Source organism: Burkholderia sp. E168m22 (genome assembly GCF_001319805.1).
Taxonomy (GTDB): Bacteria; Pseudomonadota; Gammaproteobacteria; order Burkholderiales; family Burkholderiaceae; genus Burkholderia; species Burkholderia orbicola.
In genome coordinates this window covers 151,243-175,342 of sequence record NZ_BBSK01000038.1, presented here as the reverse complement: position 1 = coordinate 175,342, position 24,100 = coordinate 151,243, and the positions used below count along the sequence as shown (strand labels likewise).

General features: G+C 70.1%; 23 protein-coding genes and 2 pseudogenes. 13 read left to right on the top strand and 12 right to left on the bottom strand.

From position 1 onward, the window contains the following. The 3 genes and pseudogenes from AP428_RS11455 to AP428_RS11445 all read left to right on the top strand — a co-directional run. A pseudogene (locus AP428_RS11455) lies at positions 1-286 on the top strand (acetyl-CoA C-acetyltransferase); the annotation flags it as partial. 218 nt (positions 287-504) lie between these two features. Continuing rightward, the gene (gene phbB / locus AP428_RS11450; protein ID WP_027809372.1) at positions 505-1,248 is read left to right on the top strand and encodes an acetoacetyl-CoA reductase; all 744 of its coding nucleotides are present in this window, start codon (positions 505-507) and stop codon (positions 1,246-1,248) included. 107 nt (positions 1,249-1,355) lie between these two features. Next, positions 1,356-1,562, top strand: coding sequence for a hypothetical protein (locus tag AP428_RS11445; protein ID WP_011546221.1), 207 nt, complete (start codon positions 1,356-1,358; stop codon positions 1,560-1,562). A gap of 101 nt (positions 1,563-1,663) precedes the next feature. Here AP428_RS11445 and AP428_RS11440 read toward each other — a convergent pair whose 3' ends face one another. The 10 genes from AP428_RS11440 to AP428_RS11395 all read right to left on the bottom strand — a co-directional run bounded on the left by AP428_RS11440 (position 1,664) and on the right by AP428_RS11395 (position 12,078). Continuing rightward, positions 1,664-1,993 carry a hypothetical protein gene (locus AP428_RS11440; RefSeq protein ID WP_011546220.1) on the bottom strand — a complete coding sequence of 110 codons (330 nt, stop codon included), beginning with the start codon at positions 1,991-1,993 and terminating at the stop codon, positions 1,664-1,666. Continuing rightward, positions 1,990-2,493: a hotdog family protein gene (locus tag AP428_RS11435; protein WP_011546219.1), complete on the bottom strand. Its 504-nt coding sequence runs from the start codon at positions 2,491-2,493 to the stop codon at positions 1,990-1,992. The genes AP428_RS11440 and AP428_RS11435 overlap by 4 nt, the downstream gene beginning before the upstream one ends. After that, a complete protein-coding gene (locus AP428_RS11430) occupies positions 2,490-3,308 on the bottom strand; it encodes a beta-ketoacyl synthase chain length factor (RefSeq protein WP_011546218.1) in 819 nt (272 codons plus the stop codon). Before AP428_RS11430 ends, AP428_RS11435 begins: the two co-directional genes overlap by 4 nt. Before the next feature lie 8 nt (positions 3,309-3,316). Beyond that, positions 3,317-4,540, bottom strand: coding sequence for a beta-ketoacyl-[acyl-carrier-protein] synthase family protein (locus AP428_RS11425; RefSeq protein ID WP_041489248.1), 1,224 nt, complete (start codon positions 4,538-4,540; stop codon positions 3,317-3,319). Between the two features lie 63 nt (positions 4,541-4,603). Continuing rightward, positions 4,604-5,488, bottom strand: a complete 885-nt coding sequence (locus AP428_RS11420) for a polysaccharide deacetylase family protein (RefSeq protein WP_011546216.1) — start codon at positions 5,486-5,488, stop codon at positions 4,604-4,606. After that, the gene (locus AP428_RS11415; RefSeq protein ID WP_054928046.1) at positions 5,485-7,974 is read right to left on the bottom strand and encodes an MMPL family transporter; all 2,490 of its coding nucleotides are present in this window, start codon (positions 7,972-7,974) and stop codon (positions 5,485-5,487) included. Before AP428_RS11415 ends, AP428_RS11420 begins: the two co-directional genes overlap by 4 nt. Continuing rightward, on the bottom strand, positions 7,974-8,615 hold the full coding sequence (locus AP428_RS11410) for an outer membrane lipoprotein carrier protein LolA (RefSeq protein WP_011546214.1): 642 nt from the start codon (positions 8,613-8,615) through the stop codon (positions 7,974-7,976). Before AP428_RS11410 ends, AP428_RS11415 begins: the two co-directional genes overlap by 1 nt. Further along, on the bottom strand, positions 8,612-9,595 hold the full coding sequence (locus tag AP428_RS11405) for an acyl-CoA synthetase (RefSeq protein WP_011546213.1): 984 nt from the start codon (positions 9,593-9,595) through the stop codon (positions 8,612-8,614). The genes AP428_RS11410 and AP428_RS11405 overlap by 4 nt, the downstream gene beginning before the upstream one ends. Beyond that, entirely contained in the window at positions 9,592-11,364 is a 1,773-nt protein-coding gene (locus tag AP428_RS11400) for an acyl-CoA synthetase family protein (protein WP_011546212.1), read from the bottom strand. Before AP428_RS11400 ends, AP428_RS11405 begins: the two co-directional genes overlap by 4 nt. A 60-nt stretch (positions 11,365-11,424) precedes the next feature. Next, a complete protein-coding gene (locus AP428_RS11395) occupies positions 11,425-12,078 on the bottom strand; it encodes a membrane protein (RefSeq protein WP_011694402.1) in 654 nt (217 codons plus the stop codon). A gap of 545 nt (positions 12,079-12,623) precedes the next feature. On the opposite strand from AP428_RS11395, the gene AP428_RS11390 reads away from it, so the two are divergent. From AP428_RS11390 to AP428_RS11350, 8 genes and pseudogenes are all read left to right on the top strand, one after another. Continuing rightward, positions 12,624-12,908, top strand: a complete 285-nt coding sequence (locus AP428_RS11390) for a phosphopantetheine-binding protein (RefSeq protein ID WP_011546210.1) — start codon at positions 12,624-12,626, stop codon at positions 12,906-12,908. Between the two features lie 69 nt (positions 12,909-12,977). After that, a complete protein-coding gene (fabG, locus tag AP428_RS11385) occupies positions 12,978-13,694 on the top strand; it encodes a 3-oxoacyl-ACP reductase FabG (protein ID WP_011546209.1) in 717 nt (238 codons plus the stop codon). Positions 13,695-13,782: 88 nt separating this feature from the next. Beyond that, positions 13,783-15,036, top strand: a complete 1,254-nt coding sequence (locus AP428_RS11380; protein WP_050768800.1) for an endoribonuclease L-PSP — start codon at positions 13,783-13,785, stop codon at positions 15,034-15,036. Between the two features lie 125 nt (positions 15,037-15,161). Further along, a complete protein-coding gene (locus AP428_RS11375; protein WP_011694400.1) occupies positions 15,162-15,944 on the top strand; it encodes a glycosyltransferase family 2 protein in 783 nt (260 codons plus the stop codon). A 203-nt stretch (positions 15,945-16,147) separates the two neighbouring features. Beyond that, complete coding sequence (locus AP428_RS11370; protein ID WP_011694399.1) at positions 16,148-16,909, top strand: M48 family metalloprotease; 762 nt, start codon at positions 16,148-16,150, stop codon at positions 16,907-16,909. A 113-nt stretch (positions 16,910-17,022) separates the two neighbouring features. Beyond that, positions 17,023-17,331: pseudogene (locus tag AP428_RS37750) on the top strand (FadR/GntR family transcriptional regulator); the annotation flags it as partial. Between the two features lie 246 nt (positions 17,332-17,577). Then, entirely contained in the window at positions 17,578-19,200 is a 1,623-nt protein-coding gene (locus AP428_RS11355; RefSeq protein ID WP_011546204.1) for a phospholipase D family protein, read from the top strand. A gap of 253 nt (positions 19,201-19,453) precedes the next feature. Beyond that, on the top strand, positions 19,454-20,227 hold the full coding sequence (locus AP428_RS11350; protein WP_011546203.1) for a class II aldolase/adducin family protein: 774 nt from the start codon (positions 19,454-19,456) through the stop codon (positions 20,225-20,227). Positions 20,228-20,258: 31 nt separating this feature from the next. Here AP428_RS11350 and AP428_RS11345 read toward each other — a convergent pair whose 3' ends face one another. Then, positions 20,259-21,260 carry a hypothetical protein gene (locus AP428_RS11345; RefSeq protein WP_011546202.1) on the bottom strand — a complete coding sequence of 334 codons (1,002 nt, stop codon included), beginning with the start codon at positions 21,258-21,260 and terminating at the stop codon, positions 20,259-20,261. A gap of 497 nt (positions 21,261-21,757) precedes the next feature. Between AP428_RS11345 and AP428_RS11340 the strand changes: the two genes are divergently transcribed. Both AP428_RS11340 and AP428_RS11335 read left to right on the top strand, forming a co-directional pair. Next, complete coding sequence (locus AP428_RS11340) at positions 21,758-22,192, top strand: CHRD domain-containing protein (protein WP_006477821.1); 435 nt, start codon at positions 21,758-21,760, stop codon at positions 22,190-22,192. 89 nt (positions 22,193-22,281) lie between these two features. Next, positions 22,282-23,244, top strand: a complete 963-nt coding sequence (locus tag AP428_RS11335) for an alpha/beta hydrolase (protein WP_011546201.1) — start codon at positions 22,282-22,284, stop codon at positions 23,242-23,244. Here AP428_RS11335 and AP428_RS11330 read toward each other — a convergent pair. Beyond that, positions 23,214-24,056, bottom strand: coding sequence for an EcsC family protein (locus AP428_RS11330; RefSeq protein WP_011546200.1), 843 nt, complete (start codon positions 24,054-24,056; stop codon positions 23,214-23,216). The two genes, AP428_RS11335 and AP428_RS11330, sit on opposite strands and share 31 nt — an antisense overlap. Positions 24,057-24,100 lie beyond the last annotated feature (44 nt).

Below are 24,100 nucleotides of genomic sequence, written 5' to 3'. Positions count from 1 at the left end.
GGCGCTGGAGCGCGCGGGCTGGACGCCGGGCGACCTGGACCTGATGGAGATCAACGAAGCGTTCGCGGCGCAGGCGCTGGCGGTGCACAAGCAGATGGGCTGGGACACGTCGAAGGTGAACGTGAACGGCGGGGCGATCGCGATCGGCCATCCGATCGGCGCGTCGGGCTGCCGGATTCTGGTGACGCTGCTGCACGAGATGGCCAAGCGCGACGCGAAGCGCGGGCTGGCGTCGCTGTGCATCGGCGGCGGGATGGGCGTCGCGCTTGCGGTCGAGCGCGTCTGAGCGGCGGCTGACGACACGGTTCGCTCGCGGCGTGGGCCAGCGCCGCGGGCGAGCCAGGCGGTTTTCGCGCAAGACAGGCAGTCAATAACACGCGCGAGGTGCCGGTGCGTGCCGCGTCCGCGACGCGGGCGGCTGCGCATCGAAGCGGTGGGGCGGCAGCAGGTGCGATGCCGTCGCCCCGCCTTTCATCGATTACTTTTTTGTCGGTAATTCATAGTATGACTAAGCGAATCGCAGTTGTGACAGGTGGGATGGGCGGCCTCGGCGAAGCGGTCAGCATCCGGTTGAACGACGCGGGTCACCGGGTAGTCGTCACGTATTCGCCGAACAATGCCGGCGCGGACCGCTGGCTGACCGAGATGCATGCGGCCGGCCGCGAATTCCATGCGTATCCGGTGGACGTGGCCGATCACGACTCGTGCCAGCAATGCATCGAGAAGATCGTGCGCGACGTCGGCCCGGTCGACATTCTCGTGAACAATGCGGGCATCACGCGCGACATGACGCTGCGCAAGCTCGACAAGGTCAACTGGGATGCGGTGATCCGCACCAACCTCGATTCCGTGTTCAACATGACGAAACCGGTCTGCGACGGCATGGTCGAGCGCGGCTGGGGCCGCATCGTCAACATCTCGTCGGTGAACGGCTCGAAAGGGTCGGTCGGCCAGACCAACTACGCGGCCGCGAAAGCCGGCATGCACGGGTTCACGAAATCGCTTGCGCTCGAGGTCGCGCGCAAGGGCGTGACGGTGAACACGGTGTCGCCGGGCTATCTCGCGACGAAGATGGTCACCGCGATTCCGCAGGACATCCTCGACACGAAGATCCTCCCGCAGATTCCGGCGGGCCGGCTCGGCAAGCCCGAGGAGGTCGCGGCGCTGGTCGCTTACCTGTGCTCGGAGGAGGCCGGCTTCGTGACGGGCTCCAACATCGCGATCAACGGCGGTCAGCACATGCACTGACGCGCGGCGGCCCGCAGGGCGTGCGCGCCCGGCGGGCCGCGTTCCCCACTATCCCGCGCCGGAGCGGCGGCAGACGCGCCGCTTCGGCCTCGCATTCCGGAGAACGCATGGGCGACACCTGGCTGGGACTCGTGATCGGCGGCTCGGCACTGGCCGTCGCGCTGACGATGGCGATCTCGCTCTACTGGCTCGAGCGGCGCCGCGCGCGGCTGCTGAGGAACTTCGATCATCGCGATTGCTGGCTCGCCGCGTACGGCAAGTGCTTCGCGCGCAAGCCGGCGAGGTCGCTGCGCCGCATGCGTGGTGCACGCTGAGCGCGGTGCCGACGCGTCGCGATCGGTGAACGCTCGATGACCGGTCGATGAGCGGTCACGCCCCGCGCGCATGCCGTCGGCCATGCGCGCGGGACGCGTGATCAGTCGTTCTTTTCGCCCTTTCCAGCCGACTCGCCGGAGTCGTTCTTGTGGAAGATCCGCTTCGTCGTGCGCTTGGTGGCTTCCCAGCCTTCGCGCGACGCATGGGCGACGCCGTGCCCGACCGCTTTCGCGGCGCTCGCGGTCGCGTGGCCGAAGCTGCGCGCCGCGTCGCCGGTCTTGTGCGCGGCTTCCTTCGAATCGCGCTTGATGTCCTGCTTCACTTCCGACATGTCCGCGTGGGCGAGCGGGCCGAGCAGCGACAGAACGAGCGTGGCGCCAATGAACTGACGAACTTTCACGACCGGGTTCCTTGAGGTGAGCCTCTTCATCGAGGATTCGTGTTGCCGGCAGGCGCCGGTTGAAACGCGCCGGCGGCCGATGCGTCGAGCATCACCGCCGCGCGGCCGGACAGCAGCACGCGCTCGCCGCAGCGCAGCGTGAATTCGTACAGCACCGAGCGGCCGTCGCCGCTCACGCGTTGCGCGTCGATGGTGAGCGGCTGCTCGAACGTGTCGAGCCGGTCGACGAACGCGTCGACGTTGCGCACGCTCGCGAGATAGCCGACGCGCGGGCGGGCTTCGTGCGCGCCGAGCAGCGCGCCGTGCACGGCCATCGCCTGCGCCGCGTACTCGATGCCGCAGACCGACGCGAGCCGCCCATGCGCGCGCAGCGGGTTGTCTGGATCGCGATGGCTCGTCGCGGTGCAGCGGATTCGTTCGGTATCCCACGCATCGACCGAATCGAGCACGCACATCGTGCCGGCGTGCGGAATGTGCGCGGCAATCCACGCATGGTCGAGCGGTGGGGTCAATACGACCGTGGCGGTCATCGCGCGCGCTCCGCGAAGGGTTCGGACATCGCGACGTCGACCTGCACGCGCGTATCGGCCAGGTAGTCGAGCACGACGCGCGTCGATTGCCGTGCGGCGAGCGCTTCGAGCAGCGGCAGCACGCGGGCGGCCGGGTTGCCGGCGCGCAGTGCGTCGAGTTCGGCATGCACGAGCGTCGTGGCGGGCGCATCGGTGAGTTGCACGTCGATGCGGGCGAGCGTGCGCGCGCTCGCTTCCGGCGCGAACACGAGCGCGACGCCGAACGCATCGCCGATCGGCCGCACCGCGCGCAGCGGTTCCGGATAGTCGGTGTCGTACGCGATCAGCAGGCTCGGCACGCGATCGACGACGACCTGGCAGAGACTTTCGAGCAGGCCGGCGGCAAAGCTGCCGTCGTGCGCGCACAGTACGTTCGACGTCGCCGTCGCGCGGGTCGCGATGCTCCAGTAGCCGGCCGGCGCGTTGTGCACCGAGTTGTGGAAGCGGGTCGGCGACAGCTGGCGATCGTCGCCGGCCAGCGTTTCGCAGATCGCGTGGCAGTTCTGGCCGTCGCCGCCGGATGCGCTGAACACGGTCGCGAGCGTCGCGGCGTCTCGGCCGCTCGCGGCCACCGCTTCGTGGCCGACCGCGAGCGCCGCGCGCACGACCGGGCCCGTGCGGCGCCGTTCTGCAGACGGCAGCCCGGCCGGCGGCGGCAGCTCGGTGCGGGCGGGCACGTAGGGCGTGCGGCCCGCGAGCACGTCGGCCGCATGCGGCCAGTCGGTCAATCCCGGCCCGACGAGGCCAATGCTTTCGATGAAGGCGGTGAGTGTCATGGCGGGCCTCAACGACGGGCGCGGCCGGCCACGCGCTGGGCGCGGCCGAGGATCAGGCTGCAATTCGTGCCGCCGAAGCCGAACGAATTGGAGAGGACGGCGCGCACGCGCGTGTCGCGGCTCGCGAGCACGTAATCGGCGACGAGCGCCGGGTCGGGCTGCGTCGTGTTGACGCCGGCCGGCACGAACTGCTCGCGCAGCGCGAGCGCGGCGACGATCGCCTCCAGCGCGCCGGCCGCGCCGAGCGTGTGGCCGGTCGCGCCCTTCGTCGAGCTGCACGGCGTGCGGGCGAACAGCGCACCGAGCGCGCGGCTTTCCGCTGCGTCGTTGCTCGGCGTCGCGGTGCCGTGCAGGTTCACGTAGTCGATGTCGTGCGCGTCGAGGCCGGCGGATGCGAGCGCCTGCTCGATCGCGGCGCGCGCGCCGAGCCCTTCCGGATGCGGCGACGACATGTGATGCGCGTCGCTCGATTCGCCGATGCCGAGCAGCAGGATCGCGTCGGCGTCGAGCGTGGCGGGCGGGGCAGGGACGCGCTCGACGAGCGCGAACGCGGCGGCCTCGCCGATCGAGATGCCGTCGCGCGCGACGTCGAACGGCCGGCATGGCTGGCGCGACAGCAGTTCGAGCGAATTGAAGCCGTACAGCGTGGTCAGGCACAGCGAATCGACGCCGCCGACGACGGCCGCGTCGATCAGCCCGGCCTCGATCATGCGGCGCGCGGAGCCGAACACCTTCGCGCCCGACGAGCATGCGGACGAGATCGCCATCGCCGGCCCGCGCAGCGCGAAATACGCGCGCACGAACGCGGCCGGCGAATACGGGTTGTGCGTGTGCGCGTAGCGGAAGTCGGCGGGCAGCGCGCCGCTCGCCGGATCGCGGCGCTGGTACGCGCGTTCGGTTTCGAGGATGCCGGCCGTGCTCGTGCCGACGAACACGCCGACGCGTGCGGCGCCGTAGCGCGCGACCGCCGCCGCGACGCGCGCGTCGAAGCCGTCCTGCGTCAGGCCGAGTTGCGCGAGGCGGTTGTTGCGGCAGTCGAAGTCGGCGAGATCGGCGCGCACGGGCTGCGCATCGACGCCGTTCACCGCACCGATCCACGTGTCGAGATCCGCACGCTCGAAGTTGCACGGCACGAGGCCGCTGCGGGCGTGGCGCAGCGCATCGAGGGTCGCGTCGAGGCCGCGGCCGATGCAGCTGGTGGCGGTGAAGTGCGAGAGCAGGAGAGGGTTCACGAGGGTCGCATCCGGTGGCCGGAACGGGCGCCGCAGCAGGGCTGGCACGCGCGCCGTTCGAGGTCAGATTTTATCAAACGGGGGTGCCGGAACGCCCAGCTGGCCGGGCGGTTCGGGTGCCAGCGCCGCGCGCAGGGTGGTCCAGGGCAACTGCGCGTCGGCGGCCGCACGCAGCACCGCGGGCAGCACGTCGAGCACGACCGGTTCGCCGCGCGTGTCGCGCGCCGCGTGACCGTCGTGCACGAGCAGGATGTCGCGCGCATCGAGCCCATGCAGCAGGCGGCGCGTGACGGTCGCGGCGTCGCGCGCACGCGTGTCGAAGCCGCGCCGCGTCCAGCTCGCGAGTTGCAGCCCGAATTCGCACAGCACCGGTTCGAGAAACGGATTGCGCAGGCCGGCCGGCGCGCGGAAGAACAGCGGGCGCGTGCCGGCGATGTCGGTCAGCGTCTGCTGCGCGGCCGCGATCTCGCGCCGCAGTGCGGCCGGCCCCGACAGCGAGAACGTATGGCGGTGCCGCTGGCTGTGGTTCTCGACCGCATGGCCGCGCGCGACGATCGCCTCGATCCACAGTGGGTGGCGGCGCGCGAGATCGCCGATGCAGAAGAACGTCGCGCGTGCGTCGTAACGGTCGAGCAGGTCCAGCACGCGCGGCGTCACGTCCGGGTCCGGACCGTCGTCGATCGTCAATGCGATGCGGCGGCCCGCGCCGGCCGGCAGGCGCGTCCAGTTCGGGCCGAGCAGCGTGCTGCGCGGCCACAACCCGGCCGCGGTCAGCGCGAGATGCGACGCGACCACGCCGCCGACGGCCCACGGCCACGTGGCCGGTTGCGCGATCACCGCGGCGGCCGCGCCCGCATGCAGCGCGGCGGCGCCGGCGATCAGCGGCGTCGGCTTCCAGCGGCGCGCGTCGCCGGCGTCGTGCGGTGGAACGCAAGGCGGCACGTTCATGCGCGGCCTCCTCGTTCACGATTGCCGGCCGCCGCCGCCGCCGCCGCCGCCGTCTCTGCGGCGCGCGGCGCGAGAATCGCCGCGAACGCGAGCGCGAGCATCGCGCCGGGGCCCACGGTCAGCCCGAAGGTTTCGAGCAGCGGCACGCGCGACAGCGCGAGCAGCCCGAAGCCGGCGACCGTCGCGAGGTTCGCGATCAGCAGCGACACGAGCGTATGCGGCGTGACGGGCTGCGCGTCGTCGCGCCGGCAGAAGAACAACGCATAGTTCGAGCCGACCGCGACGATCAGCAGCATCCCGATGAGGTGCAGGATCGTCAGTTGCACGCCGGCGAGCGCGAAACCGGCCGTCACGACCAGCACGGCGGCGACGAGCGGCGCAAGGGCGCGCGCGGCGCGGCGCGGCGAGCGCAGCGCGATCAGCAGCAGCACGGCGATCGCGGCGAATCCTGCGAGCGACAGCCGGATGTCCTCATGCACGTAGCTCACGTACAACCGATCGGCTTCGGCCTTCATGTCGACGAACAGCGCATCGGGCACGCCCGCGCGTGCGACGGCGGCGCGAATCGGCGTGGCGTCGAGGCTCGACGCCGGCTGCCCGGCGCGCGCGGCGTCCGGCGCACGCAGCGGCAGCATCGCGCTCCAGCGGCCGTCGCGTTCGGTCAGCAGCGCATCGACGGCGAGCGCCATCGACGTGCCGCGCAGGTCCGCACGCGTCAGCAGCGGCGCGTGGCGCGCGGCGTCGACGTCGGCGAGGAACGGTGCGAACAGATCGGGCTTCACCGTGATCGGCTGATGCGCGACGGCATCGCGCATCCGTTCGGCGAGTGCGTCCGCAGCCGGCAGGCTCGCCTGGCGCGCGCGCTGTGCGGCGTCGCTCGGCAGATAGCGGGCGGGGTTCTCGAAACCGCCGAGCGCGCCCCGGTCGACGAGCGGCTGCAATTGCGCGGCGACTTTTTCCGCGCCTTCGAGTGCGGCCTGTTCGGTTGGTGCGGCAATGACGACGAGGTAGCGCACGTCGGGCGCACCGACATCGGCGCGCAGCCGTGCGTCGAGCGCCTGCGCCTGTGCCGGCACGGGGCTGAGCGCGGCGAGCTCGCGGCTCCACAGGGCGTCGCGATGCAGCGCGAGCGTCGCGCAGGCGGCGACCACGAGCACCGCGAGCGGCCAGCGCAGCCGCGGCGCGGCGTCGGCCGCGCGCGCGAGCACGGCGCCGACGCGGGATACGTCGCGGATCGCGACATGCTCGCCACGCAGATGCGGCAGCACGAAGCGCGTGACGAGCGCGGCGGCCGTCAGCCCGACGATCGAATAGAGCCCGAGCTGCACGAGGCCGGGGAACCCGGAGAACAGCATCGATGCGAATCCGCACACCGACGTCAGCACGCCGAGCCGGATCGTCGGCCAGTACGCGGCGATCCACGCGCGCGTCGCGTCGGCCGGGTGCGCGGCGCCGCGCGTACCGGCCTGCGCCGATTGCACGAACAGGTAGATCGAATAGTCGACGGCTTCGCCGATCAGCGTGGTGCCGAACCCGAGCGTCAGCCCGTGAACCGTGCCGAACGCGACGCTGACCGCCGCGATCCCGGCCGCGACGCCCGTCAGCACCGGCAGCAGGCCGAGCGCGAGCGTGCGCGGCGAAGGGTACAGCGTGAGCAGCAGCGCGACGATCAGCACGACGCTCGCCGTCGACAATCGTTCGACGTCGTGCCGGATCGTGTCGCGCGTGTCGACCGAGAACACGCCGGGGCCCGTCATCGCGAGCGAGGTGCCGGCCGCGTTCGGCACGGCTTGCGTCGCGGCCGCGAACGCGCGGCGCACGGCGTCGATCGCGCGGGCCTGCGCGTCGGTATCGGAGCCGGCGGCGGCCGTCTGCATGACCAGCACCGCGCGCGTGCCGTCGCGCGACGCCCACACGCCGTCGCGGCTCGCCGGTTCGGCCGCGCGGTCGAGCTCGTCGACGAGCGCGGCGACTTCGCCGGTCGGGTCGCGCGGCAGCATTGCCTTCGCGACGAGGCCGGCTGACGAACTCAGCAGGTCGAGACTGTCGCCGAGCGCCTGGTGCAGGCCGTCGGCGCTGAAGCGCTGCGGCGTGACGGCCGGGCTCAGCAGATAGCGGTGAGCGAAGATGAATTGCCGGTCGCGCGCGTCGTTCGCGGCTTCGCCGTTGTGCACGGCCGCGAACTGCGGATCGGTGCGCAGCGTGCCGGCGACGCGCCGCGACAGCGCGGCGCGCGTGCCCGCGTCGCCGCCGTCGATCGCGACGAGGATCAGGCGCGACACGATGCCGTCGCGCAACTGGTCGACGAGCGCGCGCTGCCCGGCGCTCGGCGCGTTCGGCAGGAACGCGGACAGGTCGGCCGTGAAGTGCGCGCGTCCGATCGCGATGCCGCACGCGACCAGCGCGAGCAGCCACACGAGCACCGCGCGCTGCCGCCACGCGGGCACGCGGCGGGCGACGGGTGAGGATCGGGTGCGCTCGTCCATCAGTTCGCGTTCGCCGCCACGGGTTGCAGGCGCATCACCGAACGATCGCCGTCGGCCTGCCGGATCGCGACGCTGCGCAGCACGTCGCGCGTGCCGTCGAGCGTGATCGTGCTGACGACCTTCAGCATCCGCGAGTCGAGCGGCGTGAGCGTGAGCGTCCAGTCGTCGCCGCGTCCGGACAGGGCGACCTTGTACACCCGTTCGAGCGCGAAGCGGTTGCCGGCGAGCGTCGCGCGGATGCTGTCGATGAACGCGCCGAGCTCCGGATAGCGCGCGAGCGCGAGCGTGTACTTGCGGTTGTTGCGCTCGACGGTGAGCATGTCGCCGTCGACGACCAGATGTTCGGGCTTCGGGCTCAGCGTGTGCTTTTCCAGATGGTCGGGCGCGACGAACATCAGTTCGCCCGACGATTCGACCGGCTGCGTGGCAATCGACAGGGTCTTCGTCTCGGTGAAGGTCGCGCGGCCCGACTTGTGCTGCGCGAGCGTCGACATCAGCCGGTCGAGGGTCCAGGTCGAGCCGGTATCGGCCGCGTACGTGGGCACGGCCAACACGATCGCGGCGGTGGCGGCGAGCACGCGGGCCGCGCGGTGGAGGCGGCCCGACGAAAACGGGAACAGGCGGCGGCGAACGGCAGTCATGCGTCGGAATCTCTCGTGGCGGGCAGGTCGGCGCCGGCGTGCGCCGTCTCGCGGCGCGCGGTTGCGGCCGCGGCATCGCCGCCTTGCCAGAAATCGAAATAGTTGAACCAGTTGTACGGCGCCGCGCGGCAGTACTTGTCGAGCAGCGCGACGTAGCGCGCGAGCGCCGCATCGACCGCCGCCGCGCGCGCGTCGCGCCGCACATCGGAGAAATCGGCGAGCGTCTCGAAGTGCACGTCGTAGCGGTTGCCGTCGCGATAGAGGCCCGTCATGAAGATCACCGGGCGCTTCAGCATCGCGGCCATGTAAAGCGGGCCGAGCGGGAACGCGGCCGGCGCGCCGAGCAGCGGCACGCGCCGCAGCGACGCGGCGGCATCGTCGAGCAGCGTGCGGTCGGCGAGCATGCCGACCATGCAGTTCGCGTCGAGTCGCTCGCGCACCTTCAGCATCGAGTCGACCTGCCCGAGCGGGATCACCTCCGGCTGCGCGGCCGGGTTCACCGCGGCGAGCGTCGCGTTGATCTTGCGCGCGTTCTTCTCGTACATCGTGACGACCACGCGCAGGTCCGGATGCGTGCGGCCGATCGCGCGCACGACCTCGAAGCTGCCGAGGTGCGCGCCCATCAGGAACGCGCCGCGTCCGCCCGCGAGCGCGTCGTCGACGAGCGATTCGCCGTGCAGCCGGATGTCGAACAGGTCGAAGCGCCCGTTCATCAGGTAGATGCGGTCGTGGATCGTCGCCGCGAACGTGAACACGTGCCGGTACACGTCGCGCCAGCGCGCGGGGCGACCGAGCACGCGGCGCAGGTAGTCGCGCGACGCCGCACACGCGATCGGCGAGAACAGCACGAAATACGTCGCGATCAGGTGCAGCACGATGCGCGCGCGCTGCCGGCCGAAGCGCAGCGAGATCCACGTCATGACGCGCAGCAAACTCGCGTTGCTGCGTTCCTGGCGTTCGGCCCATGCGGTGCGCTTCATGGCTGCGCGCCATCCTGCGCGGCGGGCGGTGGGGCGGACAGCACGCCGGTCGCGACCTCGCGCGACCCGGCGCGCACCGTGAAGCGGATCGCGCCGCTGGCTGCCGCGTCGTACGCGAGATCGAGCGGTTCGCCGGGCGCGACCGGGCTCAGGAATTTCGCGGACCCGAGCCGCCACGCATGCAGCGGACGGTTCAGCGCCGCGCCGATCGTGTGGATCGCGTGATCGAGCAGCACGACGCCGGGCACGACCGGATGGCCCGGGAAGTGGCCGGGCAGCGCGGGATGGTCGGCGGCAATCGTGAACGCGAGCGCGGGCGTGCCGGCCGGGTCGCGCTCGTTCGGCGTCGCGGGCGGCATGGCCGTCGTGGCCGTCGCCGCCGCGCTACGCGTATGTTGCGCAACGAGTGCGGCCAGCACGTCGCGCGGCAGCTTGCCCGTTTCGTTGCGCGGCAGCGCATCGACGAACACGAGCGGGCGCGGCATGAACGCGGGATCGATCCGCTCGCGCAGCGCGCGCTGCAGATCGGCGGCCGAGAGCGTCGGCGCGACGACCAGCGCGACGAGCCGCGTGACCGGCTCGAGGGCGGTGTCGCCGTGCGTCGGCGCGGCTTCGTCGGGCATGAAGAACACGCCGTCGACCACTTCGGCAATCGCGTTGAGCTGATGGTTCAGATAAGCGAGCGACGTGCGCTTGCCGGCGATGTTGACGAGGTCGGCCTTGCGGCCGTGCAGCAGGAACCGGCCGTCGCCGAGCAGTTCGAGCGCATCGCCCATCGGCACCGGCGTCTCGACGTGGCCGCCCGATACCCAGACCGTCGGCCCGCTGTCGTCGCCATCCGGTTCTGCGCGCGCGTCGAGCCGGATGTCCGGGAACAGTTCCCACGCCGCGCCTTGCGACGTCCGACGGGTCGCGATCTGGCCGGTCTCGGTGCTGCCGTAGATCTCGACGAGCGGCGCGTCGAGCGCGGCCTCGGCTTCGCACGCGAGCTTCTCCGACAGCGGCGCGGTGGCCGACAGCACGAGCGCCGCAGGCGGCAGCGCATGGCCGGCCGACAGCAGCGCACGCAAGTGGATCGGCGACGTGACGAGCACGCGCGGCTGCGGGATCGCGTCGAGCTCGTCGCGGATGTCGCTCGGGTAGAACGGCTGGCGGTTGCTGAACGCGAGGCCGCCGATCAGCGCGAGCAGCACCGTCGACTCGAAGCCGTACATGTGCTGCGCGGGCACCGTGCCGATCAGCGTGGCCGCGCGGCCGTCGAGCAGCCCGAGGCGGTCGGCCGCCGCGCGCACGCAGCCGACCAGGAAGCCCCAGGTCTTGCGGTGCGGCACCGGCGCGCCGGTCGAGCCGGACGTGAACACGTAGGCCATGATCCGCGCCGCGTCGATCCGCGGGACGGCGAACGGCGTATCGCTCGGCGCCTCGCCCGGCGCGGCATCGGGGTACGCGAAGCGCGGCAGGTCGATCGCGCAGTCGGGCGCATCGTGCAGGCAGAACGCATCGGGCGCGAACGACGCGAGCTGGCGCACCATTTCCGGCGTGTGCGTCGACGGCAGCAGGCTGACCTTGCCGGCGACGAGCGCCGCGCACAGGCTGACCGCGAAGCGATAGCGGTCGCGGCACACGTTGAACACGTGGCTGCCGGCGGGTAGCGCGGCGGTCACGCGCGCGACGTCGGCGACGAACGCGCGCACGGTGACGGGCGAGCCGTCGCGCCAGGCGATCGTCTGGTCGGGCGAGGCATGGAATACCAGCGGGTGAGTCGGCATAAATCGGTCAAGACGGGAACGAAGGCCCGCGCGGCCCTTGGGGCCGCGCCGGTCATGAATTCATCGCGCGGCCTGCGAGGCGTGGGTCGTCGCGCGATACGCGCGCACCGCATCGACCATCCGCGGCCGCGGCTCGTGCGGCAGCGCGACACGCCGGCACGCATGCTCGGCGGCGAACATCACGGCGACGAGCGGCAGCGACAGGTAGTTCGCGAAGGTCGACCACGTGACGATCGGCGCGGTCGCGAACAGCAGCGTCGACACGGCGGCGATCGCGACGAAGAACAGCGTCCACGCGAGCGTGATCCGCCGCGTGTAGCGCGCGACGGCCGGCGTGACCGTGCCGTGGATCATCGCCGCGAAGCGCGTGCACAGCGGCACGTCGCCGGCCACGAGCGTGCGGCCGAACAGCAGCGCCATCGCGACGTTGAAGCTTACGTGTTCCAGATACAGGCCCCATTCGAAGTGCCGCGCGAGCGGCGCGCGTGCCGCCCACAGCGCGGCGGCGGCCAGCAGCCACGCCGGCACGAGCCACGCGCGCCGCGGCGAGCGCAGCGCCGCGCCGAGCGCGAGCAGCAGCGGCGGCACGAGCGCCATCGCGAGGCCGAGGCCGTGCGCGTCGGGTGTCGCGCTCGCGTAGTGCGCGCCAACCTGGTAGGCGGCCACGGCGCCCCCTGCCGCGACGCCGCGCACGACGGGCAGCAGCCGGCTCATCGGCGGCCTCCGGGCGCGCGGCGCGCGCACCGGCCGGCGGCCGGGCTGCAGCGGCTGACGGGCGGGCGAACCGGAACGGAGCGCAAGGGCGGATACGGCATGACTGGAGACATCGGGCGGATCGTGGCCGGACACGATGGTCGGGCCGTCAAACATCATATGAATGGCGGCCGGGACGCGGTCCGGGCCGGTGGTCGGGCACGCACATTTTAGGGCGGCGGCAGTGCGGTTCGGGGACGTCGCGACCGGGTTTTGTAACCGATTGTATGGCGCCGGCCGAACGGTTTCGCGGGGTCGGTCCATTTCCATCCGAAGCGGCTCAAGCGTCTCGTGCCTTCGCGTCCGAAACGGGCTGTCGCGGCGGCTCGCCAGTCTTGTAACCATTCGCGGTATACGCCCCGATACCCTTCGTCTAGAATCCGCGTAACTTTTACAAACAATCCCCCAACGACGCAGGCGGGGAAGCCGGCAGAGGCCGGAGGGACGGAGATTTGCACGCGCCGGGCGTGCACGACGGTTGCCGTTTCCGGGCGCCTCCCGCTGCCATGGGCCGCCTGCACGCACGCATGATGAACGCACTGGAACAAGAGCTCGCCACGCTGATCATCGGCGAACTGAATCTCGAAGACGTCCCGCTCGACACAGTGACGGCCGACACCCCGCTGTATGGCGAAGGGTTCGGGCTCGACTCCATCGACATCCTGGAAATCGCGCTGCTGATTTCGAAGAAATACGGCTTCGAACTGCGCTCGGACAATCCGGACAACCAGACAATCTTTGCGACGCTCGGTGCGCTGGCTGCCTACGTCGCCGCGCATCGCACGAAGTGACGGCGGCGCTCGGCGGACGATGCGCGGCGGCAGCGATCGAGGGGAACACGCGATGAACGGAGCAAGGCGATGCGGGCGCTCGTGACGGGCGGCAGCGGCGCACTCGGGCAGGCGATTTGCACGGCGCTCGCGCAGGCCGGCCATGAAGTGTGGGTGCATGCGAACCGCCATCTCGAGCAGGCGCAGGCCGTCGCGCAACGGATCGTCGCGGCCGGCGGCGCCGCGCACGCGATCGCGTTCGACGTGACCGACGCCGATGCGACGCTCGCCGCGCTGAAGCCGTTCATCGACGAGACGCCGGTGCAGATCCTCGTCAACAACGCGGGCATTCACGACGACGCGCCGATGGCCGGCATGTCGCGCCAGCAATGGCACAGCGTGATCGACGTGACGCTCAACGGCTTTTTCAACGTCACGCAGCCGCTGCTGCTGCCGATGATCCGCACGCGGCGCGGGCGGATCGTCAACATCGCGTCGGTGGCCGGCGTGACCGGCAATCGCGGGCAGGCCAATTACGCGGCCGCGAAGGCGGGGCTGATCGGCGCGACGAAGTCGCTGTCGCTGGAGCTCGCGTCGCGCGGCATCACCGTGAACGCGGTGGCGCCCGGCATCATCGCGTCGCCGATGGCCGACCAGGCGTTTCCCGCGGAACGCATCAAGCAGCTCGTGCCCGCGCAGCGCGCGGGCCGGCCCGACGAAGTCGCGGCGATGGTCGCGTATCTGGTATCCGACGCCGCGGCCTATGTGACGGGGCAGGTGTTGTCCGTCAACGGCGGGCTCGCATGACGAAGCGCGCCGCATTCGCCTGACGTAACGCAACGCGGCGCAGGGCCGCGTGGTCGCGCGGCCTGCGCCGCATAGTGAGGAAATCGAAGTGTCCGTGCATCCAGTCGACGCCGAACGGCGCCCGTGTTCGATGTTGCCCGCCGCCGCGCCTGCGGCCGCGCCGTTCGCGCACGGCGGCGACCGCGCGTTGCGGCTCGTCCAGATGAGCGATGCGCGGCTCGTCGCGCTGCTGCACGATGCGCGCGGCCGAGGCGACGGACTCGATCGCGTGTTTCCCGGCGCGCTGGGTGCGGTGTGCATCGGCGCGGCGGGAACCCCGGACGCGTCGCGCGCGGCGGCCATGGCGCGGATGCTGACCGATGCCGCGCCCGGCCTGCCGGTCGCGCCGGTGCAGATGGCGCTGCTCGGCGCCGAAGTCGCACCGGGCGAGGCCGTCTGCGAACTGTGGCAGTGCGATGCGCACGACCTGCGCGGCGAACGGCGCGGTCCACTGCATTACCGCTACAGTGAAGCGGCGGGGCTCGTGTTCGGCAGCCTCGTCGTGCACGAGACGGACGCGGCTTACGACGCGTCGCGCGACGGCGGCACGCCGCTCGAACGCGCGACGTTCGATGCGTACCGCGCGCTGTTCGACCTGCTCGATACGCTCGGCATGCCGCATCCGCTGCGGATCTGGAACACCGTGCCGGCGATCAATGCGGTGCAGTTCGGCGTCGAGCGCTATCGTCAATTCAATATCGGCCGTCAGCGCGCATTCGACGCGTGCCGCCGCGCATTGACGGGCGGCGTGCCGGCCGCGTGCGCACTCGGCTCGGTCGAGGCGGTCGCGGGCGATGCGTCGCCGGCCGCGCCGCTCGCGATTCATTTCCTCGCGAGCCGCACGCCGGCCGACTCGATCGAGAATCCGCGCCAGGTCAGCGCGTATCACTATCCGGCGCAGTACGGCCCGCGTGCGCCGACGTTCGCGCGCGCCGCCGCGTGGGCCGACGGTGAAGCGAAGCCGGTGCTGTTCGTCTCGGGCACCGCGAGCATCGTCGGGCACCGCACCGTGCATCGCGGCGACGTCGTCGCGCAGACGCGCGAGACGGTCGCGAACCTCGCGGCCGTGCTCGAGCAGGCCGCGCGGCAGGGGCACGGGCCGTTCTCGCTCGCGGACCTCGGCTACCGCGTCTACGTGCGCGACGCAGGCGACACCGCGGCGCTGGCCGCGATCGGCCGCGTGCTGCGCGAGGCCGCCGGTCCTCACGTGCGGCCGCTGTTCGTTCATGCGGACGTGTGTCGCGACGACCTGCTGGTCGAGATCGAGGCCAGCGCCGGTCATGCGATGGAGTGGCTGTCATGAAGCGCGAGAGCCTCACGATCCGGCAACCGGTCCGGCCCGCGGCCGGTGTCGACGAAGCGTGCCGGCGTTCGTCGGCGAGTCATACACTTTTGTCAGGATCTCCGTCTTCGTCATCGGCTGTTCCCATGTCCAAGCTGCACGCGTCGTCCACCCATCTCGTCCTGATTCCGAGCTACAACCCGGGCGCCAAGGTCGACACGACCGTGCGCAATGCCCGTGCGCAGTGGAACCCGGTGTGGGTCGTCGTCGACGGCAGCACCGACGGCAGCGCCGAACGGCTGCAGGCGATGGCCGAGCGCGATCCCGGCCTGCGCGTGATCGTGCTGCCGGAGAATCGCGGCAAGGGCGCCGCGGTGCTCGCGGGGCTCGACGCGGCGGCCGCGAGCGGCTTCACGCACGTACTGACGATGGATTCCGACGGCCAGCATCCGGCCGACCTGATTCCCGCCTTCATGGCGGCATCGCAGGCCGCGCCCGACGCGATGGTGCTCGGCGTGCCGAAGTTCGACGCGAGCGCGCCGCAGTTGCGCGTGCAGGGGCGCCGGTTGTCGAACGCGTGGGCCGACCTCGAGACGCTGTGGGCCGGGATCGGCGATTCGCTGTACGGTTTTCGCGTCTATCCGGTCGCGCCGCTGACGGCGATCATGCGGCGCCAGCCGTGGATGCGCGGCTTCGACTTCGATCCCGAAGCGGCCGTGCGGCTGTGCTGGGCCGGTGTGCGCCCGATCCGCATCGACGCGCCGGTGCGCTATTTCGGCCGGCACGAAGGCGGTGTGTCGCACTTTCACTACGGCCGCGACAACGCACTGCTCGCGTGGATGCACCTGCGCCTGTTCACCGGCTTCGCGATGCGGCTGCCGATGCTGGTCGCACGCCGCCTGACGCGTCGCCGCGACCAGACGGCCTGAGCGACGGCCCGCCCGCTTTCCTTCCCGGCCGGCGCGCCGGCCGCGGCGATTGCCCCGCTTTTCGTCGCCAATCCGGGGCCGGATCGCCACGTCATGTCAATCCACTGAGTAATGAACGTGTCATCCGATGTAAACATCTGGTAATTTTCTGCCGGATTATGCAAAATCGCCGCTCCCAAATACAACTATCGAGGGATTCCGGGATGCAACTCAAGAAAGCGGTGGCGGCGTGTGGCGTGGCGTTTCTGTTGAGCGCGTGCGGCGGGGTGCAGAGCCTTGACGCGAACAGCCTGACGTCGGCGGGGACCAACCTGTACAAGGCAGCGACGCTGTCGGACAGCGACATCGCCGCGCTGTCGAACGAATCGTGCAAGTCGAGCGACGCCGAATCGAAGATCGCGCCGGCCAACAGCGCCTACGCGAAGCGCCTGACGAAGGTGATGAAGGGCTTCGGCGACATGACGCTGAACGGCCAGAAGATCAACTACAAGGTCTACGTGACCAAGGACGTCAACGCGTGGGCGATGGGCAACGGCTGCGTGCGCGTGTACAGCGGCCTGATGGACATGATGAACGACGACGAGCTGCGCGGCGTGATCGGCCATGAAATGGGCCACGTCGCACTCGGCCACTCGAAGAAGGCAATGCAGACGGCATACGCGGTGAGCGCGGCGCGCAGCGCGGCCGGCGCGGCATCGCCGGGCGTGGCGGCGCTGTCGAGCTCGCAGCTCGGCGACATCACCGAGAAGTTCATCAACGCGCAGTTCTCGCAGTCGCAGGAAAGCGCGGCCGACGACTACTCGTTCGACCTGATGAAGCAGAAGGGCATGAGCCAGAAGGGCCTCGTCACCGGCTTCCAGAAGCTCGCGCAGATGGACGGCGGCCAGAGCTCGATGATGAGCTCGCACCCGTCGTCGGCGAGCCGCGCGCAGCACATCCAGGATCGCATCGCGAAGGGCAGCTGATCCCGCGGCCGATCGCCGGCCGTCAGCGCCGGCGATCGGCAAGCGACATGAAGCAACCCACGCTCGCTCGGGCGTGGGTTTTTTGTTTTTTCGGCATGCACGTCGCCCCTTACCAGCTCGAAACCGCGCACGCGAAGGACGACGCGGCCGTCGAAGCCGCGACCCACGCGAAGCTGCACGAGGCGATCGCGTTGGCGTCGGACAACACGATGTTCCTGCATCTACATACGAGCGTGATCGGCATGCTGCGCGAGCACATCTCCATCGACGTGACCGGATGACGATGGAGGACGAGCAGGCATCCGAGTTGCTGTCATTGCAGCACACGGGGCGTGTACGAGGCGATTTGCGCGCACCGGCCCGAAGAGGCGCGCACCGCGATGCAGACGCATATCGGCTGCGTGCGCAGCCATTTCGAACGGGAGCGGCGCACCGTGAGATTGGTTGGATCTGCGCTGGTGCCCGCAGGAGCGGCGACCGGTCGCGCATCACGCATCACGCATCACGAACCGCCGTGCATGACGCACGTGGCGGCGGTGCGGCGCGGCATGCGGGGGCCGCTCGATTGACCCGCTCGTCGGGCGCCCACTAGAATCGTCCGGAACCGCCTGTCAGCCGCGCGCCGCGGCCATGATGTGCCCATTGATCCGACTGTCGAGGAAGCTTCCGTGCTCACATCCTTGATCCGGCGCGCGCCGGCCGCGCTGTCGTGGCGCGCCGCATGCCGCCAGGCCCGCGCGCTGGTCGTCTGCGCGCTGCTGCCGCTCGCCGCATGCGCGACGCATCCGCCCGCCACCTCGCTCGATCGCCCCGTCTCCCATGCGTTGTCGGCGGAAACCGCCACGCCGCTGCGCGATGCGCTGGCCGCGCCGGAAGCCGCGCATCCCGGGCAGTCGGGCTTCCGGCTGCTGGCCGACGGCGCCACCGCATTGCAGATGCGCATCGCGCTTGCGCGTGCGGCGACGAAGACGCTCGACATGCAGTACTACATCGCGACCGAGGACACGACCGGCAAGCTGCTGCTGGGCGCGGCGCTGTACGCGGCCGATCGCGGCGTGCGCGTGCGGATGCTGGTCGACGACCTGAACTTCCACGATATCGACCGCGTGATGGCCGCGCTGAATACGCACCAGAACATCGAGATCCGCGTGTTCAACCCGTTCGGCGCGTCGCAGCGCGGCATGATGGAGCGCACGGCCAACTTCTTCACGCGGATCGACAGCTTCACGCGCCGGATGCACAACAAGGCGATGATCGCGGATAACCAGCTCGCGATCGTCGGCGGCCGCAATCTCGGCGACGAATACTTCAGTGCGAGCCCGACGCTGCAGTTCCGCGATCTCGACGTGCTGGCGGCCGGCCCCGTGACGAGCGACATCTCGAAGAGCTTCGACGACTACTGGGCGAGCGCGAGCAGCTACCCGTTGCGCGTGCTGAATCATCAGACGTTCGATCCGAAGGATCTCGACGCGATGCGCGACGAGCTGCGCGATCACTGGCGCAAGAACGCCGATCCGTACAACGCGAAACCGCTGAACGCGACGCCGCTCGCCCGGCAGATCGCGCGCGACGAACTCGAACTCGTGTGGGCACCGGCCGAATTCAAGGTCGATGCGCCGGACAAGGTCGCGCGGCCGACCGGCACGTACGTGAGCCCGCCGATGCAGCGCCTGGCCGAGCTGACGCGCGGCGCGCAGAAGGAATTCCTGGCGTTTTCGCCGTACTTCGTGCCGCACGACGCCGGCGTGAAGATCCTCGGCGACACGGTCGCGCGCGGCGTGCGCGTCGCGATCGTGACGAACTCGCTCGCGGCGACCGACGCGGTCGCGGTGCAGTCGGGCTATGCGCCGTATCGCGTGCCGCTGCTGCAGCGCGGCGTCGAGCTGTACGAATTCAAGTCGCAGCCGGACCAGCAGCCCGCGCGGCTGTTCGGTTCGCGCTCGCGTGCGAGCCTGCATGCGAAGGCGTACGTGATCGACCGGCAAATCCTCGTGATCGGCTCGCTGAACCTCGACCCGCGCTCCGCGCACCTGAACACCGAGCTCGCGCTCGTGATCCACAGCCCGGTGCTCGCGCAGCAGGCCGCGGCGATCTTCGCGCGCGTGACGCAGCCGGACGAAAGCTACCGCGTCACGCTCGCGAAGCGGACCGACGGCGGTCCGCCCGCGCTCGAATGGACGGGCACCGAAGGCGGTCAGACCGCCACCTATCACGTCGACCCGCATGCGGGGCTGCTGCGCAACGTGATGACGGGCATCTTCACGCTGCTGCCGGTCGACGACCAGCTGTAAGGGCACGAACGGCTCCGGCAAAACCCGCGATACCGGTGCGCGGGGAAAGGTGATATGGTTGTGCGCGCAACTATAAGCGAATCGAGAAGAGGCGCTGCCGAGCTGCTCGCACAATGCGGGCCGGAACGGCGCCGACCGACGCGCCGCCACACGTGCGTGATACGCACCTCGCACCGCGCCCGGCGCCTGCACACGATGGACGATGCGCACCGCCATTCGCCCGGGGCCGCGCGCCCCGCAACCGGGGTTCCCCATGCAACGTGTACCGAACCAGCCGTTCACGCGTCCCGCGCGCTTCTCCGAAGCCGAATGGCAGGCGCGGGTGCAGCTCGCGGCCGCCTACCGCATCTTCGATCATCTCGGCTGGACCGAGCTGATCTACAACCATATTTCGCTGCGCGTGCCGGGCGAGGACGGACATTTCCTGATCAACCCGTTCGGGCTCCATTACCGCGAGGTGTGCGCGTCGAATCTCGTGAAGATCGACATCGACGGCAACGTGATCGGCCACTCCGACTGGCCGATCAATCCGGCCGGTTTCACGTTCCACGGCGCGATCCATGCGGCGCTGCCCGATGCGCACTGCGTGATGCACGTGCACACGACGCCGACGATGGCCGTGTGCTGTTCGCGCGACGGGCTGTCGTTCTCGAATTTCTATTCGGCGCAGCTGTACGGGAAGATCGCGTATCACGACTTCGAAGGCATCACCGTGCATCTCGAGGAAGGTCGGCGCATCGTCGAGAGCGCGGGCGGGCGGCCCGTGCTGCTGCTGCGCAACCACGGCCCCGTGACGATCGGCGCGACGCTCGCGCAGACGTTTTCGCTGATGTGGCTGCTCAACCGCGCGTGCGAGGTGCAGATCGCGACGCATGCGATCGGCGCGGCGCTGCCGATTGCGCCGCCCGTGCTCGAAGCGTGCGTGCGCGATTCGCTGAATTTCGATCCGAAGCATGGCGCGGGACAGGACGCGTTCGACGCGCTGCAGCGTATCGTCGACCGGATCGATCCGGGCTACCGCGCGTGACGCGGGCGGCGCGCCCGATGAGTGCGCCCGACTAGAACCGGTAGCCGACACCGGCCTGGATCACATCGGTATCGCGGTCGTAGCGCGTGACCACGCGGTTCCACGTGATACGTGTGAGCCAGCGGTCGGAAATCCGGTAACTGGCCGAGATCGACACGATGCCGGAGAGGCGGCCGTCACCCGGCCCCGGCTGGCCGTCGCGGTTGCGCTGGTTGACGGTGAAGTACGCGCCGGCGCCGGCCGACAGCGTGACCTTGTCGTTCAGGAACGCGCGCGTGAGCCACAGCTGGGACGCGATGCCGTTGCGGCGGACCGCCTGCTTCGCGCCTTCGTACATCCACGTCGCGGTCCAGTCGATCGAACGCGTGAGGCCGCGCCGGTATTCGAGGCTGCCGCCGAGCGTCGACGGCGACGAGCGGCTGTTCAGAATCGTCTCGCCGAGCATCGCGGTGACTTCGTTGTGCGTGACCTTGCGGGTGCGCGGCAGCGCGGTGTCGCGCGGGCCCGGCGTGTCGGGCGCATCGAGCTGGTAGCCGACACCGAACATCACCGATGTCGTGTCGGGCCCGCTGAACACGTGCGCGCGGTTGACCTGAAGCTGCGCGATCCAGCGGTGCGACGTGTAGTACGCGGCGCGCACGCTCATCAGTACGCCCCAGCCATGCGTATTCGAATACCCGCGGCCTTCGGCGGCCGGCACCGTGTCGAAGTAGCGATACGGGCCCGCGCCGGCCGACAGCACCAGGCGGCGGTTCTCGAGCGGCACGCGGCCCCAGAACTGCACCGCCTGGCCGTCGCGGTGGTGATTCGGAATATGCCCTTCGTTGTACCACGTGAAGCCGAGCGCGGTATGCGGGCTCAAGCCTTCCTGGTAATCGAACGCCCACGAATACGTGCGTTGCCCGCCGCCCCACAGCGGGCCGGTGAACAGCGAGAACTCCTGCGCGTCGGCGGGCGCGCCGTAAAGGGCGGCGACGGAGCAGAGACCCGCCAGCAGCGGACGGACACGGACGGGGCGGGTCGGGCAGGGCATCGGGGGACGGGCCGGCACGGTTCACTTTCCAGTCACGACAACACGCGAGCATTTTCCTGCGCAGGAAAACACGTGTCGACCCGGGTTGGCGCAATAACGTATTACACGTATCGCGACAACATGCGGGTACGCTGGCTCGTCCTGGTGACTGGCGGGACGCGCGTCGGTCGCGTGGTGTACGCGAAGAGAAATGCTTCGTGCTGCTTGGTAATGGAGAGAACGGAAAAGCGGAATCCGCGTGCGGCATGCCGCGTGTCGTTCGGGACACGCAAAAAAACGCGGCCGGGGCGGCCGCGTGAATACTCGCAGACTCCTTCGGACGAAGGAAACAAGCAACTGTGAAACGAAGTGTAGCGAAAGGCCGCGCACGGATTCAGAGGCCATGCTGCAAAGGTCTCTTCCAGGTTCCGGCAGTCTGCCGGACCGGGCGCCGATCGACTACCATCAGGGATGACGCCGCCGCTCGCGCGGCGTACCACGTCGTACAAGGAGAATCCATGCTCAAGCTGCGTTTGCTCCAGGTCGCGTTATTGGCGGGCGTGCTGGCCGCCGGCAGCGCCGCCGCCGAAACGGTGCGCCTGTCCGCCAGTCTGCAGCCGTCGAGCGAAGTGCCGCCGACGGCGACCAAGGGCTCCGGCACCGTCGCCGCCACCTACGACACGGCCACCCACATGCTGCAGTGGACGGTCACTTACGAACACCTCTCGGGCCCGGCCACCGCCGCGCATTTCCACGGGCCCGCGCCGGTCGGCCAGAACGCCGGCGTGCAGGTGCCGATTCCGAAGGACGAACTGGCGAGTCCGATCAAGGGTTCGAAGGCGCTCACCGACGAGCAGGTCACCGACCTGATGGGCGGCAAGTGGTACTTCAACATCCATACGAAGGAGCACCCGTCCGGCGAGATCCGCGGCCAGGTGATGCCGGCGAACTGAGCGCCGGCGTTTGATGTAGAGGCACCTGTCGAGCGACGCGGGAACGTTTGAACGTACCATCGTCACACTGTGATGACGGAGTGCGTCCGATGAGTTGGCAAAGCAAGTTCGCCTGCTGGCTGCTGCGCTGGCAGTTTCGTCCGGAGACCACGCGCGAGGTGCTCGACCCCGCGCGTGCCCGGCGCTTTACCGACCTGCGGATGTTCGTGCCGCGCCGCCCGCCGTCGGGCTACCGGCTGCGGCAGTGCTATGGCGCTGGCGATGCGCCGCTGCGCGGCGAATGGCTCGAACGCACCGATGCGGCCGCGGGGCGCGGGCCGGGCCGCACGCTGCTGTATTTCCACGGCGGCGGTTACTACTTCTGTTCGACGAAAACCCATCGGCCGCTGGTGTTCGGGCTGACGAAGCGCGCGGGCGTGCGTTCGTTCTCGCTCGACTACCGGCTCGCGCCCGAAAACCGCTTCCCGGCCGCGCTCGACGATGCGCTCGCCGCGTACCGGCAACTGCTGGCGCTCGGCACGCCGCCCGAGTCGATCGTGTTCGGCGGCGATTCGGCGGGCGGCGGCCTCGCGCTCGCGACGCTCGTCGCGCTGCGTGATCGCGGCGAGCCGCTGCCGGCCGGCGCGATCCTGTTCTCGCCGTGGACGGACCTGGCCGGCACCGGCGGCACGATGCGCAGCAACGACGGCGTCGACCCGATGTTCGCGGCCGCGGCGCTGCCGAAGGCGGCGAAGCTGTATCTCGGCGACGCGCCGGCGACGCATCCGTACGCGTCGCCGTTCTACGCCGATTTCACGGGCCTGCCGCCGCTGTATATCCAGGTCGGCAGCACCGAGGTGCTGCTCGACGATTCGCGCCGCGTCGCCGAGAAGGCAAAGGCGGCCGGCGTTCAGGTTGAAATTGAGGTGTGGCCCGACATGCCGCACGTGTGGCAACTGTACGCGCCGATGGTGCCGGAAGCGCGCGACGCGCTCGACCGCGCGGCCGCGTTCCTGCGCCGCGTCGCGGTCGAACGTGCGGTTCAGCGCGCGGGCGAGGCGTCGATGGCCTGATAGGCGGCCTGGACGGCCACCGAGCCGTACTTGCGTTCGAGCCGGCGCACGGTGAAGTGGCCGTGCGCCATCTGCTGGAAGTGGTCGATGAACAGCGTGTTGACGGTCGCGCCGAGCACGGCGCCGATCGCCGGGATCGACTTCGCGGCCATCTGCTCGGTCACCTGCACCGAGAAGCGCGACGCCACCGTCTGCACGAGCTTGAAGACAGCCGCCGAGCTGTGCGCGGCGATGCCTTTCGCGGTGATGTCCGACGACGCCTTCGAGATCGCCTGCGCGAGCGCGCCGCGCAGCACGAAATAGCCGAGATCGGCGTCTTCCTCCTGCTTGTCCGGGTTGCCGCCCATGCCCAGCACGGCCAGGCATTGCAGCTGCGTATCGACCGACGTCAGGTCCTCGCCCTCGCTGCGCGCGATGTCGCACACCGAGCGGAAGATCAGCGTGGTCGTGACCGGCAGCTCGACCGGCAGCGCGAGAAAGCCGAACGCGCCGCCCGCCGCGCCGGTCGTCGCGACCGCGAGCTTGTGCAGCAGGTTGCTGGGCTTTTCAGGCTCGGCGTCCGGCGCCTGTGGCTTGCCGAGCGTGCGCAGCGCGATGTTCAGGCACTTGCGCAGCGCGAGCTGCGTCGCGTCGTTGATCTTGCCGGTCGCGAAGTCCGGCAGCCGCGCGATCATTTTCTCGACCGGCGCGCCGAGCACGCCCGTCAGCTTCATCGTCAGCGACGGGCTTTCCAGCACCTGCTTCGCGCGCCGCAGCGCGTCCCGATCCTCCGGCGAAAGCGCCGTCGCAGGGGTGATTGAAATCGGTTCCATCTTTCTCCTTGGCCTGAACAGGCCCTGAACCTATCGTCAGCCTA

What these genes read in the sequence shown, in the direction of transcription:
- phbB (WP_027809372.1), top strand. Translation starts at nt 505, where the DNA reads ATGACTAAGCGAATCGCAGTTGTGACAGGTGGGATGGGCGGCCTCGGC.
- AP428_RS11445 (WP_011546221.1), top strand. Translation starts at nt 1,356, where the DNA reads ATGGGCGACACCTGGCTGGGACTCGTGATCGGCGGCTCGGCACTGGCC.
- AP428_RS11440 (WP_011546220.1), bottom strand. Translation starts at nt 1,993, where the DNA reads ATGAAGAGGCTCACCTCAAGGAACCCGGTCGTGAAAGTTCGTCAGTTC.
- AP428_RS11435 (WP_011546219.1), bottom strand. Translation starts at nt 2,493, where the DNA reads ATGACCGCCACGGTCGTATTGACCCCACCGCTCGACCATGCGTGGATT.
- AP428_RS11430 (WP_011546218.1), bottom strand. Translation starts at nt 3,308, where the DNA reads ATGACACTCACCGCCTTCATCGAAAGCATTGGCCTCGTCGGGCCGGGA.
- AP428_RS11420 (WP_011546216.1), bottom strand. Translation starts at nt 5,488, where the DNA reads ATGAACGTGCCGCCTTGCGTTCCACCGCACGACGCCGGCGACGCGCGC.
- AP428_RS11415 (WP_054928046.1), bottom strand. Translation starts at nt 7,974, where the DNA reads ATGGACGAGCGCACCCGATCCTCACCCGTCGCCCGCCGCGTGCCCGCG.
- AP428_RS11410 (WP_011546214.1), bottom strand. Translation starts at nt 8,615, where the DNA reads ATGACTGCCGTTCGCCGCCGCCTGTTCCCGTTTTCGTCGGGCCGCCTC.
- AP428_RS11405 (WP_011546213.1), bottom strand. Translation starts at nt 9,595, where the DNA reads ATGAAGCGCACCGCATGGGCCGAACGCCAGGAACGCAGCAACGCGAGT.
- AP428_RS11400 (WP_011546212.1), bottom strand. Translation starts at nt 11,364, where the DNA reads ATGCCGACTCACCCGCTGGTATTCCATGCCTCGCCCGACCAGACGATC.
- AP428_RS11395 (WP_011694402.1), bottom strand. Translation starts at nt 12,078, where the DNA reads ATGAGCCGGCTGCTGCCCGTCGTGCGCGGCGTCGCGGCAGGGGGCGCC.
- AP428_RS11390 (WP_011546210.1), top strand. Translation starts at nt 12,624, where the DNA reads ATGGGCCGCCTGCACGCACGCATGATGAACGCACTGGAACAAGAGCTC.
- fabG (WP_011546209.1), top strand. Translation starts at nt 12,978, where the DNA reads ATGCGGGCGCTCGTGACGGGCGGCAGCGGCGCACTCGGGCAGGCGATT.
- AP428_RS11375 (WP_011694400.1), top strand. Translation starts at nt 15,162, where the DNA reads ATGTCCAAGCTGCACGCGTCGTCCACCCATCTCGTCCTGATTCCGAGC.
- AP428_RS11370 (WP_011694399.1), top strand. Translation starts at nt 16,148, where the DNA reads ATGCAACTCAAGAAAGCGGTGGCGGCGTGTGGCGTGGCGTTTCTGTTG.
- AP428_RS11350 (WP_011546203.1), top strand. Translation starts at nt 19,454, where the DNA reads ATGCAACGTGTACCGAACCAGCCGTTCACGCGTCCCGCGCGCTTCTCC.
- AP428_RS11345 (WP_011546202.1), bottom strand. Translation starts at nt 21,260, where the DNA reads ATGCCCTGCCCGACCCGCCCCGTCCGTGTCCGTCCGCTGCTGGCGGGT.
- AP428_RS11340 (WP_006477821.1), top strand. Translation starts at nt 21,758, where the DNA reads ATGCTCAAGCTGCGTTTGCTCCAGGTCGCGTTATTGGCGGGCGTGCTG.
- AP428_RS11335 (WP_011546201.1), top strand. Translation starts at nt 22,282, where the DNA reads ATGAGTTGGCAAAGCAAGTTCGCCTGCTGGCTGCTGCGCTGGCAGTTT.
- AP428_RS11330 (WP_011546200.1), bottom strand. Translation starts at nt 24,056, where the DNA reads ATGGAACCGATTTCAATCACCCCTGCGACGGCGCTTTCGCCGGAGGAT.